Raw genomic sequence first — 14,168 nt, forward strand, 5'->3', positions numbered from 1 at the left:
ACGCAAAGCCACACAGTGAAGTAAGAACTAGAAAATGTCTATTTTTATACATTTAGGGTATGGGAATAGAAGGACAGTAATAAAGTAAGAAAAGGAGGAATTCTTTTGGAACATCAAAAGAAAAAGAAATGGATCAATCAAATTGGGAAAGGAATAGGGTTTAGTTTGCTTAGCCTTCTGCTTATCTCTAGCCAGTGGGTTTGGCCAGAGAAAGTGTCTGCGGCTTTGTTAGAAAATGGAAGCAAGGCACAGCCCCTAGTTGAACAAGGGATTGCAAATGCGAAAGATGCAGCTGCTCAGCGATTGAATAAACAGTTAGGGCAAACTGATTGGACAATCATAAGGACAACAACAAGTGACTTAAAAACCTTTGCTTGGTATAGTAAGGTTCCTTCGAGTTCAACTCCTAATGGAAATAATACGGGACTTTTACAAAGCGCTTTTTATGGAAATCTGACGCTAAAAACATTTGTGGCCGGACAGAGGTCTTCTGTTGTGGCTCATCAAGAATTTCCTGTATTTTCTTTAGATAAGAATGAATTGCCAACTTCTCAAGAAATGTCTTCGATGTCTACGGAAGAAGCCTCTTCTTATTCCATGAATCAATTGAAATTAGGCACATTTACTGGGTTCATCTTAGACGACACAGAGACAGCTCCTATAGTTCAGTTAAGTGTAGTGAATGATCGAAGTGATAATAGTATGAATGGATTACTTACGGTGAAAAATCCTAATTATCAAATTGATCCAAATGATGAATTAGCAGTAGGTTCTATACTTCAATTTCAAGGAGGTGATGCGGGAGATGGTTCTACTCCAGGCCTACCTATTAAAAATTATATGTCACGGGATGTAATTTTACCTGATGGTAAGTCTATTCGACTGAATAAACCAGGCCTATATGATCATTTTGCGCTCTCATCTTCTTCCTATGCAAAACAAGAAGAAGTGACACTAGCTTATGCAGCCGCACTAAAAGAAACAGAATTGGCTTATAAACAAGGAGAATCAGTTGAAACAGATCCTAAAAGTCTAGTGGCTTCAATAACAGATGACGGAGGAAAAAATGTTCCTATTTCAGATCAGTCAATAGCTATTTCTTGGTATATGAAACCTGATTCATCGACAGCAACGGATAATGGGTCAGCGGTTATTCAAATTGAAAATCCAAATGGGACCACCTATTTACGAGTTCCATATAAAGTGACTGCTCCTGTACCAGGTGGGGATGTGACAATCAATTATTTAGATGAGAATCAACAACCGATTACAGGTTCAGAGACACTCACTGGAAATGTGGATGAAAGTTATACGAGTACACCTAAAGATGTCACGGGTTGGGTATTAAAAGGAACGCCAAGCAATGCTAGTGGAACGTTTACGGATCAACCCCAAACTGTGAACTATATTTATGAAAAAGCGGAAGGCGGTGACATCACGGTAAACTATCAAGATGCCGATGGGAATGAACTGGCTCCATCTGAAACAAAGAGTGGCAAGTACGGAGATGACTATGCAACAGAGGCAAAAGAGATTACGGGATGGACACTTACAGGAACCCCAACTAATGCGAGTGGAACGTTCACAGATCAACCGCAAACCGTGACGTATGTGTATGAAAAAGCAGATGCAGCACCAGTAACTGTCAAGTTTGTGGATGAAGAAGGCCAACCGTTGGCAGAAAACAAAGTGCTAGCAGGCAAATATGGCAATGACTTCACGGCACTCGCGAAATCATTTGAAGGCTATACACTGGTGAATAGTACGCTTCAAACGAGCCCAACGGCAGCACCTAACGAGATAGACCCAACGAACAACGCTTCTGTAAAGGGTTCTTTCAGTGATGAGGCGCAAACGGTGACGTTTGTCTATCACCATGAAGCGGGCGAAGAAGTTGCCGTCCATTATGTGGATGAAAACGGGCAAAAATTAGCGGAAGACGATACCTTAACGGGCTTATATGGGGAAGCGTATGATACAGATCCCAAGTCCATTGAAGGGTATGTCGTAAAAGAAGTACCGGCCAATGCGGAAGGGACTTTTGGTGGAACCGAACAAGAGGTGACCTATGTGTATGAAAAAGCAGAGGGCGGCAATATCACCGTGAATTATGTCGATGAAGACGGCAACCCCCTTACCAATCCAGTTATTGTAACGGGCAAATACGGGGATGCTTATACAACAGACGCTCAAACTATCGATGGATGGACGCTGAAAGAAACGCCAGAAAATGCGGCAGGAACCTTTACAGCAGAGGTGCAAACGGTGACTTATGTCTATGAAAAAGTGGCAGAAAGTCAACCGGTAACCCCTGGGAAACAAGATCCCCCACAACCTGAACCCACTCAACCGAGTGTGACAGAAAATGGAGAATCTGCGCAGGTACCAAGTCAAACAGAAATGACGACAACAGAAGTCGCACCTCTACCTAAAACAGGAGACCAAACGGCGGAAACAAGCTTACTCATGGGAGTAGGCGCAGCCTTTCTCTTGTTGAGTGGTTATGTCCTTCGTCGTACGAGAAATGAGAAGAAAAAAGAAGCCTAACACCATCCATGTGAGTCAGAAAGGGGTATCCAATGATGGGTATCCCTTTTTTGACGTAAAAAAGAATAGCTAGGAGAGGAAGAACCATGTATCAAGTTATAGGATTAGAAACGCAGAAAATTTATTATGAAGCCCCAACAAAAGCGGCGGTCTCCCGGTGGGTTAATCGACATGTGATTCAAACAGATGAGAGGAAAAAAGGCTTTCAATCAGGTAGGCAAACGGCTTTTCCAGAGGTTTTTCAAATTGTTTATCAAGGGCGGTCAAAAGAATGAAGATAGAACGGGAAGATTTTCATCGTTTAGATCGGATGGATAAAGGGATACTTATTAATCCAAAGATATGGGAAAAGTGGCAGCAACTGCAAGCTGATATGTACGCTTCGTTTCAGAAAGAAAAACATATCCAAGCCCCAGATATTGCTTTACAAGATGAACAACTAGTGGCCACGTATAGAAGTATTTATCACAGGAAAGGAACCTGTCTTCGTTGGAGATGGGACCAAACAGCTTTACGTATCGGACTGGAATGGGAGGTCCCCTCCTTTCTTATGCAGGAAGAAGGTTTTACACAATATGACCACAATTACTTGATGAAGCGTTGTCTTTCTCTCCATGAATTTTTAGCGCATCGAAAGGAATACGCCGTATGGACTTCAGAACAACCGAATCGCGTTGTTACTCTGGAAGCCTATTTAAGAGGAAAAAGAGAATTTCAGCAGATTGAAGGTAGTCTAGCTGAAGGTGCTGGACTAGGATTTGGATGACTAGCGACTGAGAAAGACTTCCCAAAAGAAGAACACGAATGGATACAAGCGGCTTATACTATGGAACAAGTGTATCGTATGTTTTGAGAAGGGAGGAAGGAAACGATGAATTATCCGATGTTTGTTGGGAAAAGACTTACTCTTGAGGAGGAAACTACGTTTGCACAACGAGAAACGAATCCAAAAAAAATTCAACAACGTTTAAGCTGGAAAACCTATTACCGTCAATACATAGCCGAGAAAGAAGAAAGCCTTGTGATAAACTATCCGGAATTGAAGAAACAAGTTTTTCGCCATATTCGACAAACACATATAAGGGAAGAAAGTAGCGTTAAACATGATTTTTAGTTATCAGGCAAAAAAAGAATAAATACTTAAGAGATAAAAGCAATTTATTGGGAGAAGAGGGGTCTAGAATTTATAAGTTCTAGACTTAGAAAACATATTATAGTTTATCCAAACGCTAATTTCTTAGGAAAAATCGGAATTAGCGTTTGGATTTTTTTATTTCATTCTTAAAAATTTTAAAAAATTAACTTCTTCCTAAGAATAGTTCAATTAACCTAGTAGAGACACTGGTCTTAAGACGCAAAAAAAGCTGCTGATTTAGAATCAGCAGCTTCTTCTTGTTACTTATCTAATTTCAACTTCGCAAGAGCCTCCGCCATTGAATTATTAAACGGCTCCTCTTCTGTTTGATCTTGCTTTTTCATGTAATTCGCTACATCTCGCTTGGATACTTTTCCTTTTTTCTCCTTGCCGCGCCGTGCTTCGAATGCGGAGAGTTTTTCACGATGCCCACAAGTTGCGCAAACGAAAATTTGTTTATCCCCTTGACCTCGCAACTCTAATTTGCGATGACAATTAGGGCAACGCGCATTGGTAAGTTTTGCAAGCGGTTCACGATGCCCGCATTCCCGGTCTTGGCAAACAAGCATTGTGCCGCGTTTGCCTTTCACTTTAAGCATCAACTTGCCGCAATCTGGACATTTTTGTGAAGTCACATTATCATGCCTAAATTTCTTTTCATTTTGCTTAATTTCAAGTACTGCTTTTTTGGCGTATTCACGCATTTCGCCAGTGAAAGCTTGCTCCTTCAATTTACCTTTTTCAATTTGAGCGAGCTTCTGCTCCCACTTGGCTGTTAATTCTGGGGATTTCAAATCGACAGGGACAAGCTCCAGAAGTTGTCTGCCTTTTGAAGTGATGTGTAGCTCTTTCCCTTGTTTCTCGATCAAAAAGCTATTAAATAATTTATCAATAATGTCAGCACGTGTCGCAACCGTTCCAAGTCCACCCGTCTCGCCAAGTGTCTTCGCCAGTTCCTTATCTTTCGAATCCATATATTTCGCAGGATTTTCCATCGCAGAAAGTAGCGTTGCTTCGTTAAAGCGAGCTGGCGGCTTTGTTTTACCTGTATCAAGCTTTATAGCACGCACAGGGATTTGATCGCCTTTTTTCACCTTCATTACTAGATCCGCTTCCTCATCTTTCCCGTAAACGGCTTTCCAGCCAAGCGATTTTACTACTTTCCCTTTCAGTTCAAAATTTTGATCGCCGATTTTCGCTTCTGCGCGTGTTTCTTCATAAACGTATGGCTCGGAAAGCACTGCTAAAAAGCGTTTCACAACGAGTTCATAAATTTTTCGCTCGCGATCTGATAAATCGGCTAAGGAAACACTTTCTTCTGTTGGGATAATTGCGTGGTGATCGCTTACTTTTCGATTATCCACAAACGAGGCATTCGCTTTAATCCCCTTATTTAAAATCCCCCGAGCAGGTTTCGCAAATTCACCGCGACCGCAAGCTTCAAGACGTTCCTTTAACGTTGGCACAATGTCATCCGACAAATAACGCGAATCCGTTCGTGGATACGTTAGTGCTTTATGGCGCTCGTAAAGCGTCTGCATGGCAGCAAGCGTTTCTTTCGCTGAAAAATCATAGCGCTTATTGGCATCCCGCTGCAGTTCTGTTAGATCATAAAGCCCCGGCGAGAAGCTTTTCTTTTCCTTCACGGAGACCGATTCAACAACCGCATCGCTTCCGCGCAAGCTCCGCTCAATTTTTTCCGCTTTTTCCTTGTCGAAAGTTTGCCCTTCTTTCCAGACAAAATTTCCATTTTCCGTAACAGCCGTGAGCGTGTAAAATTCTTTAGGCTGGAAACTTTGAATGTCCTTTTCACGATTCAGTAGCATCGCAAGCGTTGGCGTTTGAACACGGCCACAAGATAATTGTGCGTTGTATTTTGTTGTAAGCGCCCGGGTGGCATTAATTCCAACGACCCAGTCCGCAACAGACCGCGCAACAGCAGAATGATACAAATTCTCATAATCACGACCAGGACGAAGTTTCTTGAAACCTTCGCGAATCGCCTTATCTGTCACAGAAGAAATCCAAAGACGTTTCACAGGCTTTTTCACCTTTGCATAGTCAAGGATCCAGCGCGCAACAAGTTCACCTTCACGGCCTGCATCCGTTGCAATCACGATATCCGTAATATCGCTACGATTCAATAATTTTTTTACCGTTTCATATTGCTTGCGCGTTTCGCGAATAGGAACAAGCTTCATTTTATCCGGTAAAATAGGCAAATCATTCAAGTCCCAGGATTTATATTTATTATCATATTGTTCAGGATCCGCTAGTGTAATCAAATGGCCAAGTGCCCAAGTGACAACATAATTTGAACCTTCCAAAAAGCCATTTTTCCCGCCGCCTTTTGCACTAAGTACACGGGCGATGTCTTTTCCAACAGAAGGTTTCTCTGCAAGTACAAGTGTTTTCGTCATTTTTAAACCTCTCTTTGTTTCAATCTTGATCTATCTTTTCATTTTGCAAAATCTGCAAAAATGTCATTCCATATTTTTCTAGTTTCACAGCGCCAACGCCTTTAATTCGCAACATTTCTTCTTCGTTTTGAGGCAAATAGCGGCACATTTCTCGAAGTGTTTCATCCGAGAAAATGACATATGGCGGCACGTGGTCTCGCTCTGCCAGTTCCCGGCGTTTCTCACGTAAAAGTTCAAACAAACCAGCATCAACATCCACCGCAATTCGCGTCGCTTCGGCCGCTTCTTTGCGCATAACTTTTTCTTCACCGCGAAGGACTTGAACCGCTTTCGCTGTTAAATGAAGTGAAGGAAACTGACCATCTGCAGCCTCTAGAAACTTCTCCGCCGTCAAGTAATCAATCAGCTGTAAAACATCTTTTTGCGAGCGTTCTTTCATTAAACCATGCGTGCTAAGCGTTTCAAAATGCCATTGCTTAATCTTTTGATCTTTAGAACCCGTAAGCACTTTAGCGACCATAACTTTTCCGAAGCGCTCTCCCATTCGCTTCACGCAAGAAAAGACTTGCTGAGCTAGAATGGTCACATCCGTTTCAGTACGCGTATCTAAACAATTGCTGCAGTTTCCGCAATCCTCACATTCTTCCCCGAAATAGTGAACGATATATTTTTGCAAACAAATTTCCGTGTAGCCGTAACCCGTCATTTCTCGCAACTTGCGAAATTCGTTTTCCTTGCGGTCTTCAGGAAGTTCTGACTGCTCAATCAAGTAATGCTGCAGATGTGCATCTTGCGGTGAAAAAAGCAGCACACAATCACTTGGCAGTCCATCCCGGCCAGCTCTTCCCGCTTCCTGGTAGTAAGCTTCCATGTTACGCGGCAAATTATAATGAATCACGAACCGCACATTCGATTTATCAATGCCCATCCCAAAAGCATTGGTCGCAACAATCACCTGAACATCATCGTAAAGAAAAGCTTCTTGTGTTTCTTCTCGAAACAAATCTGAAAGCCCCGCATGATATTTCGCCGCTTTGATGCCTGACTTTGTGAGCATCGCTTCAATCCGTTCAACTTCTTTACGGGTAGCCGCATAGACAATCCCAGATTCCGCTTCATTTTTGCGCAAGTAATCAATCAAGAAGCGATCCTTATCCTGTCCTTTGACCACTTGAAAAGCCAGATTTTCCCGTGAAAACCCCGTTTGTACACGATTTTCTTTTCGAATTTGAAGCAACTTACAGATATCATCTGCGACAGTCGGAGTTGCCGTTGCTGTGAGAGCCACAACAAGTGGCCTTTCCGGCATCTCATTTAGATGCTCACAAAGCCGCAGGTAACTTGGACGAAAATCATGTCCCCACTGTGAAATACAGTGCGCCTCATCAATTGCAAAAAGCGACACTTCCACTTCTTGCAAAAGTTCTTTAAATCCAGCGGCCTCAAGTCGTTCAGGCGCAATATATAGCAGTTTAATCCCACTACCTGCGCGAATCAAATTCAAACGTTCATTTGTTTCACGCATCGTTAGCGAGCTATTAATAAACGTTGCTTCAATTCCCGCCGCTTGAAGAGCATCCACTTGGTCTTTCATCAGTGAAATAAGCGGCGAAACAACGATAGTCAGTCCATCAAAAATAAGTGCCGGAATCTGATAACAAAGCGATTTCCCGCCGCCCGTTGGCATGACAGCAAGCGAATCCTCGTGATTAAGCAAATGCGCAATCACATCTTCCTGTCCCGTTCTAAAAGTTGGATAACCAAATTGTTGTTGTAAAATAGCACGGGCTTCTTCCATCATCGCGACCGGCCTCCTTTTCAATATATTTAGTATAAAGCTTTTAAAAGCTAAATAAAACCCTTTTGGGGAAAAACGTATTTTCAAGGTGTTTCTTTGAGATTCCAAGCTTCGTTTATCACTTTGGACATATAAAAATGGGGTTTTGAACCGCGGCTCAAAACCCGTTAGGTTTTCAAGTTCCTAAACATCCCAATGATCACTTAACTTTTTTCCGCACAAAAAAACCAGTGTGGAAAAAGGGAGGAAACCACACTGGTCAAAAAAGGGAGTTTTGGGTTTTTCATTCAAAAAAGAGAAGAATGAAAAAGTTGTGTTTGTTGTTAGCTTATGAATATATCATACCTTTCCTCGACTAAATTTCACTGTGTAGCAAATGAAAATTCACTAAGAAAATCATGTTTTTCTTTTCATCTATCTAACAATTTTAACTACGTTTTTTTGCATATAAAAACCAGTGTGGAAAAAGGGAGGAAACCACACTGGTCAAAAAGGGAGTTTTGGGTTTTTCATTCAAAAAAGGGAAAGAATGAAAAAGTTGTTTGTTGTTAGCTTATAAATATATCATAACCATTTTTAACTAAATTTCACTGTGGAAAAAATGAAAATTCACTAAGAAAAGCATTATCTTTTTTTAAAAATAAAGCAAGCCTACGAAACTCCTTTGCAGGCTTGCTTTTCTATTTATATCAGATTATGTTCCACCATTTTTTGTTCATACCAGTTGTAATTCTCATCATCGAAGCACACAAAATGAATTTCTTTAAGCACCGAATCATACGCCGTTTCTTCAATCCATTTTTTCACCGTGTAAGTCACAACCTCCGCAGCAAGCTCCTTTGGAAATCCATAAACTCCCGTTGAGATATTTGGAAAAGCAATACTTGCCAGTCCTTTAGATGCTGCAAGGTCAAGGGATTTAAAATAGCAAGAAGCGAGTGCACTTGTTTCTTGCTTGTCGCCGCCATGCCAAACCGGTCCCACCGTGTGAATCACGTAATCCGCTGGAAGAGCGTAACCTTCCGTTAAAACAGCTTCTCCTGTCGGGCAGCTTCCAATCCGCTTAATCACTTCTTTACATGCCGCTAGAAGCTCTGGACCTGCTTCCTTGTGAATAGCACCATCCACACCGCCCCCGCCTAGAAGCGTGTGGTTTGCGGCATTTACGATCGCATCCACGTTTTCTTTAGTAATGTCGCCTTTTATCAGTTTCACTTCCACGAAAAAAGCACCTCCTTTTTCTATTGTAAGCGATAGAAAAAGAAAGTGCCAGCGTCTTACAAACGATCCACATCCAAAATAATCCAAGGCTTTGGACGTACTTGTAAAATCCCTTCACAGGTCAACTTTTTAATAATCAACGCGACAAATTCACGTGTTGCCGTTGAGAAACTTGCGATAATCGGTTGTGTAATCGCAGCAGGTAATACGATTTCCCCGTTTTCTCCTACCGTTCCAAGCTGTTCACCGATTTGTTTGATACACATTCTGACGCGCTCTTCTTTAGATGTTGTGCTCTTCCTTAAGTGGCTGAATGTGTCTTTTGAAAGGCCTAACAATTCATGGATGATGAACTGCTCTTTCACGTCATATTCCGTCAAAATCCGGTCAAAAAAGTAGCGATCAATAGCCCAACATGCACCGTCTGAAAGAGCCTTCACTTCACTCGTTGACGGATAAATTTGAGAAAACAGATCCTTAGCAAACAATTGATTTTCTTTCACAAAGTTTAAAATGATCTCGTTTTCTCCGCTTTCATCAAATCGAACTGTAAGCATCAATATTCCCGTAATTAAGAAAAAGATCTTCCCGTTACTATCCGTCAAATCAAAAATTTTTTGGTTTTTTTTGAAATAAATGGTCTTTGCATATTTATGAAATTCCGGATCTTGTTTACAAAGGGCTAAAATCGTATCTGCAGAATACATTTTTTTACGTTCTTTTGTCATGTACATCTTCACAATCTCCTTAAAATGTATTTATTGATGCAATCATACTTTATTACTACCGAGATGTTAACACTTTTTCAAAAAAAAATTGATGCAGCAAATAAAAATTCACAAAAAAGACACAAATTCAGTTTTAAATTCGAGGATTACGTACTCTTTTTCACTTTTTGAGCAAAGTACGTATAATTTCCCTAATAAACATTTAACCGCCCTTCGTGCAAATGAATCACTTTCGAACAAATTTGGTCGATGAAATAACGGTCATGTGACACGGCAATAATTGTTCCTTTAAAGTTCCGAAGCGCTTCCTCCAGAACCTCGCGCGAAACAATATCAAGTTGATTCGTTGGCTCATCCAAAATCAGTGTATTTACCGATTGATGGATAAATCTGGCCAAGCGAAGCCGCATCCGTTCACCTCCACTCAGATTTGCCACTTTGCGAAAGACCATTTCCTGATAAAACATAAATCCAGCAAGCATATTTCTAGCTTCTCCCTCCGTTACTCGCAATAGATGTTTCATGTGAAACATTTTATACACAAAAAAAGACACCAGACAAGCGCCCGGTGCCTCCGTTATTTTGATTTGGAGATTCATCCATGCTTCTCAACTCATTTTCCATTCATGCAGTTTTGATGAAAAAGGGCAGACTTGTCCTCTGTAACTGTCATTCTGGAAAAAATCGCACGAACAGTGTATAAATATGCTAAAAATCCCGCTTGTGCTTTTGAAAGAAACATCTGAATCTCACCTACTTTCATTTCATAATCGATTCAAGGATAACGTGAAACCGTTTTACTGTCAAGAAGTCCAGTCTCACTCCATATTCTTGCGGTGCATCGCTTCTCGCTCTTCAAAACTAATTTCGCGATGAACTTGATGCAACATCCAAATATAGCCAAATGCATCTTTAAACATTGCATTGCTAACGCCGTAATCCTTCATCTCAGTCACGGCTTGAATCTCCGTACAACCTGCATCCAGTGCTCGCTTATAGGTTCTCGCGATATCTTCTACAGTGACATTGAACCAAATAGGTAAGTTCTCTTCTGGGTTTGGCGCTGGAAGCCCGGCGTCTGCATTCGCATCAAGCATGTGGAACCTTGTTCCATAAATCTCAAAAACAGCTTCATTTTGACCCTTATCAAAACTTGTCGCTTCAATTCGCTTCACATCAAAAATCTCCTCGTAAAGCGCAAGTGCCGCTAAACTATCCTCTACAATAAAATCAATTTCAACCGACCTCATTCTTCCACCTTCCTTTTTATATGTCTTTTTTAATAGTATAACGAAAATAATTGATTCGGGAAAACCCTATGACTTTTAAATTTTGCTGGTTACAACTAGAGTTTCTTTTGCTTTTTGCGGTAAAATAGTGAAGAAAAGGAGGCTAACTCATGAAACTCAAAAATTTGGGGGTCTTTCTTGCCATTTTTCTGCTAGTTATTTTAGCAGCTTGTGGAAACGAGGCAAGTCCATCCAAAAAGGAAACCAAAACCGATTTACATATCTCAGCTGCCGCTAGCCTAAAAGATGCGATTGATGTGATCAAACCGCTTTATGAAAAGGCTCATCCTGGGACAAAATTAACTTTCGACTTTGCTGGCTCTGGACAGATTCGAGAACGTGTTGAAAGTGGCGCTCCAATTGACGGAGTTCTTTTTGCAAGCGAATCTGATATGGATAAATTGATACAAGCGAAAAAAGCAACGGATAAAGCTGAATTCGCACAAAATACACTTGTTCTAATTGAACCAGCATCAAAAAAAGCTAGAAACAGGAAAGACTTGTCAAACAAGCTAGAAACTTATCAAAAATTTGCTCTTGGAAATCCTGAATCCGTTCCTGCCGGACAATACGGAAAAGAAACCCTCGAAAAACTAAATTTATATAATGACATGAAAGACAAACTTGTACTTGCTTCAGATGTACGCCAAGTACTCTCTTATGTAGCTTCTGGAAACGCAGATGCTGGCTTTGTTTACAAAACTGATGCACTGATTTCTAATAAGGTACGTGTTGCACAAGCTGTTCCAGATTCCTTACATGCCCCTATCGGATACTATTCAGGAGTTGTATCTGACACGGAGCATCAGCAAGCTGCCGAATCTTTTATGGCTTTTATGCGTCATCAAAAAGCACAGAAAATTTTGGAACGGTATGGGTTTAAATCAGTGAAATAAACTTTAAGTTCATAAAAAAGCGAGAAAAAATGTTCTGCAATTCATTTTTTCTCGCTTTTACTATTTAAAACTTTCGGCCGTATAATAAAGCTGCTCCTAAACTGAGTAATCCGACTCCAGCCAGACCTCCAAATGGAATGGCATCATCATCTCCTGTCGGCGGTAGTACTGCCGTATCTGAAGAACCTGTTAGAGTAACTTTCGGCGCTTCATCTCTCGCAGCTTCCTGCTTCTTCGCAAGTGCTTTTCCGGTTGTCACATCATCTAGTCGGTACGTCATGCCTGATGTGCCAGCTACTTTCGTATAGCCTGCAGGAACATTTTTCAATCGAACAGTATATTTATAAACTTCGCCATCATCATCATACTTTGGAAGATTATCAAAACTGTATTTGTAAAGCCCTTGATCGTCCTGATTTACAACTTGCTCATCGTATACTTGTTCATTTTGCAGCAGCTCAATCGTCACTGATTCTGGACGTATTCCTAGCTCATTACCTAAGTCATTCCAATCAATAGTTCCTTCAAGCGTCGTTTTTTCAGTGTTTTCATATCGGTTTGTAATATCTGTTCCCTCTACATCACTCGTATAACCCTCAGGAACACTTTTTTCTCGGACTGTATAGACATATTTCTCGCCCGTTTCCTTGTATTCAGGTAAATCTACAAACGAGTAGTCCCAATCATCCGTGCCATTATCAACTACATTCGTTTCGTCAATAACTTGATTATCACGCAGTAGTTCCACAGTGATATTTTTTGGACGCGTTCCAAATTTATCGTTGTAGTCCTCCCAATGTTTCTCACCATTTACGTCTATAAAACCGTCACCAGAACCTCCGCCACCTTGTCCACGGTAAGATGCTGTTGATAGCGCTGAATCAATCAATTTCGTTCCATCATAAGAAAAAGCACGATTTGGGAAACGGTTGTTGTCCTCATTATAATTTAATTTGGTGTCATAGCGAATCAAGACTGAAGTTCTTGCCGCATCTTCCTTCGCATCGGCACTTGTTAAATAGCCAAAATCTAGTTGTGTTGATTTCGTTCCATCATCATTTGTTGTAAATGACAAATCATTTGTATTTTCCTCAATTACTTGCTTATTCCAGTTCCGATACTGAATTTTAGCAGAACCTGGGATATAGTCTTGTGTATTTTCCATGGTGTCCTTAAAAACAGAATCCGCGACTTCATAACCACCATTATTCACCGTCACTGTCCAGTGAACAATCGTTGGATCAGTTCGGTCATAAGTTAATGTTTTGGATATAGCACTCGTTCCCGATCCACCACCCGAACTGCTTTTCGAAAAGTTTACATGGATGGTATTGTTTGGATTACTTTGTAGCGGAAAAGCTAAATCATTCCCGTTTTCATAATCCAAAGTTCCTTTGTTAAAGTTCGACCAAAAATTAAAGAACACTTCTACATTGCGCATTGTTTTCACATTGTCATCAAAATGAATGGCTATCGTTCCTGATTGAATAGTTACATTCCCAAGTCGATCCCCATTTTCCGTAAAAAGTTCAATGGGCGCCGAAGTTTCATACTTCAATTCCTGTGGCATAGGCATCGTATACGGCTGACTTGTATCAATTTGACTCCCATCTCCAACCGTCAAATCATATGTAGCATTCACGGATGATGCATCACTAATTTTCTTATCCCCAATAGGCCCAGAAGAATTACTAAGCGAAACTTCCTTTACAAACTGACTCGCATCCAGGTTTTCAGCCGCCGAAGCTGGCGTCGCGAAGTTAACAACTAAACCAAAAAGCAACGCAAAAACAAGCAGCCAATTGTTCATCTTTCTTTTCATTGTCATCTCTCCCCCATACATACTTTTTAAAAGTATAAAGTAACAATGATATTTTCTCGCTGAACTATGTAGCTCCTTGTGGTTAAGTAGATCCGTTATATCATTTATTGTTTCTTTTCATCCAAAAGAAACAAAAACTATCTTTTTAAATCATTCCACAATTCTATTTTCTTTAAACATCAAATCTGTTATCGATCAATTTCTAGTTTTACTAGATGAAAATTTCACTAACCTACTAGCTGAATTATCTGACTCTCTCAACCAGAATCAAAAAATCAAACCAAAAAGAACAGAATCCTAAGAACTACCATT

11 protein-coding genes and 1 pseudogene are annotated in these 14,168 nt (G+C 40.7%); 5 read left to right on the forward strand and 7 right to left on the reverse strand.

Translation table 11 applies throughout. The features are described from left to right. Positions 1-105: 105 nt before the first annotated feature. From HB912_RS11605 to HB912_RS11620, 4 genes are all read left to right on the forward strand, one after another. Positions 106-2,547, forward strand: a complete 2,442-nt coding sequence (locus HB912_RS11605) for a MucBP domain-containing protein (protein ID WP_185374758.1) — start codon at positions 106-108, stop codon at positions 2,545-2,547. Positions 2,548-2,633: 86 nt separating this feature from the next. After that, positions 2,634-2,822 (forward strand): hypothetical protein, encoded by a 189-nt coding sequence (locus HB912_RS11610; RefSeq protein WP_185374760.1) that lies wholly within the window; start codon positions 2,634-2,636, stop codon positions 2,820-2,822. Beyond that, complete coding sequence (locus HB912_RS11615; RefSeq protein WP_185374762.1) at positions 2,819-3,313, forward strand: hypothetical protein; 495 nt, start codon at positions 2,819-2,821, stop codon at positions 3,311-3,313. The genes HB912_RS11610 and HB912_RS11615 overlap by 4 nt, the downstream gene beginning before the upstream one ends. Positions 3,314-3,418: 105 nt before the next feature. Then, positions 3,419-3,661 carry a hypothetical protein gene (locus HB912_RS11620; RefSeq protein ID WP_185374764.1) on the forward strand — a complete coding sequence of 81 codons (243 nt, stop codon included), beginning with the start codon at positions 3,419-3,421 and terminating at the stop codon, positions 3,659-3,661. 281 nt (positions 3,662-3,942) lie between these two features. Here the strand turns inward: HB912_RS11620 and HB912_RS11625 are convergent, their stop codons facing one another. The 6 genes and pseudogenes from HB912_RS11625 to HB912_RS11650 form a co-directional block, all read right to left on the reverse strand. After that, positions 3,943-6,102, reverse strand: coding sequence for a DNA topoisomerase III (locus HB912_RS11625; protein WP_185374766.1), 2,160 nt, complete (start codon positions 6,100-6,102; stop codon positions 3,943-3,945). 19 nt (positions 6,103-6,121) lie between these two features. Further along, on the reverse strand, positions 6,122-7,903 hold the full coding sequence (recQ, locus tag HB912_RS11630) for a DNA helicase RecQ (protein ID WP_185374768.1): 1,782 nt from the start codon (positions 7,901-7,903) through the stop codon (positions 6,122-6,124). A gap of 681 nt (positions 7,904-8,584) precedes the next feature. Beyond that, complete coding sequence (locus HB912_RS11635) at positions 8,585-9,121, reverse strand: O-acetyl-ADP-ribose deacetylase (protein ID WP_185374770.1); 537 nt, start codon at positions 9,119-9,121, stop codon at positions 8,585-8,587. 56 nt (positions 9,122-9,177) lie between these two features. Continuing rightward, positions 9,178-9,855 carry a Crp/Fnr family transcriptional regulator gene (locus HB912_RS11640; RefSeq protein WP_185374772.1) on the reverse strand — a complete coding sequence of 226 codons (678 nt, stop codon included), beginning with the start codon at positions 9,853-9,855 and terminating at the stop codon, positions 9,178-9,180. Positions 9,856-10,040: 185 nt separating this feature from the next. Then, positions 10,041-10,355: pseudogene (locus tag HB912_RS11645) on the reverse strand (ATP-binding cassette domain-containing protein); the annotation flags it as partial. A gap of 312 nt (positions 10,356-10,667) precedes the next feature. Beyond that, complete coding sequence (locus HB912_RS11650; protein ID WP_185374774.1) at positions 10,668-11,099, reverse strand: VOC family protein; 432 nt, start codon at positions 11,097-11,099, stop codon at positions 10,668-10,670. A gap of 149 nt (positions 11,100-11,248) precedes the next feature. Between HB912_RS11650 and modA the strand changes: the two genes are divergently transcribed. Then, positions 11,249-12,034, forward strand: a complete 786-nt coding sequence (gene modA, locus HB912_RS11655; RefSeq protein ID WP_185374776.1) for a molybdate ABC transporter substrate-binding protein — start codon at positions 11,249-11,251, stop codon at positions 12,032-12,034. Positions 12,035-12,098: 64 nt separating this feature from the next. Here modA and HB912_RS11660 read toward each other — a convergent pair whose 3' ends face one another. Then, positions 12,099-13,856 (reverse strand): Cna B-type domain-containing protein, encoded by a 1,758-nt coding sequence (locus HB912_RS11660; protein ID WP_185374778.1) that lies wholly within the window; start codon positions 13,854-13,856, stop codon positions 12,099-12,101. Positions 13,857-14,168: the final 312 nt, after the last annotated feature.

The sequence above is a fragment of the Listeria aquatica genome (assembly GCF_014223975.1).
Lineage (GTDB): Bacteria > Bacillota > Bacilli > Lactobacillales > Listeriaceae > Listeria > Listeria aquatica.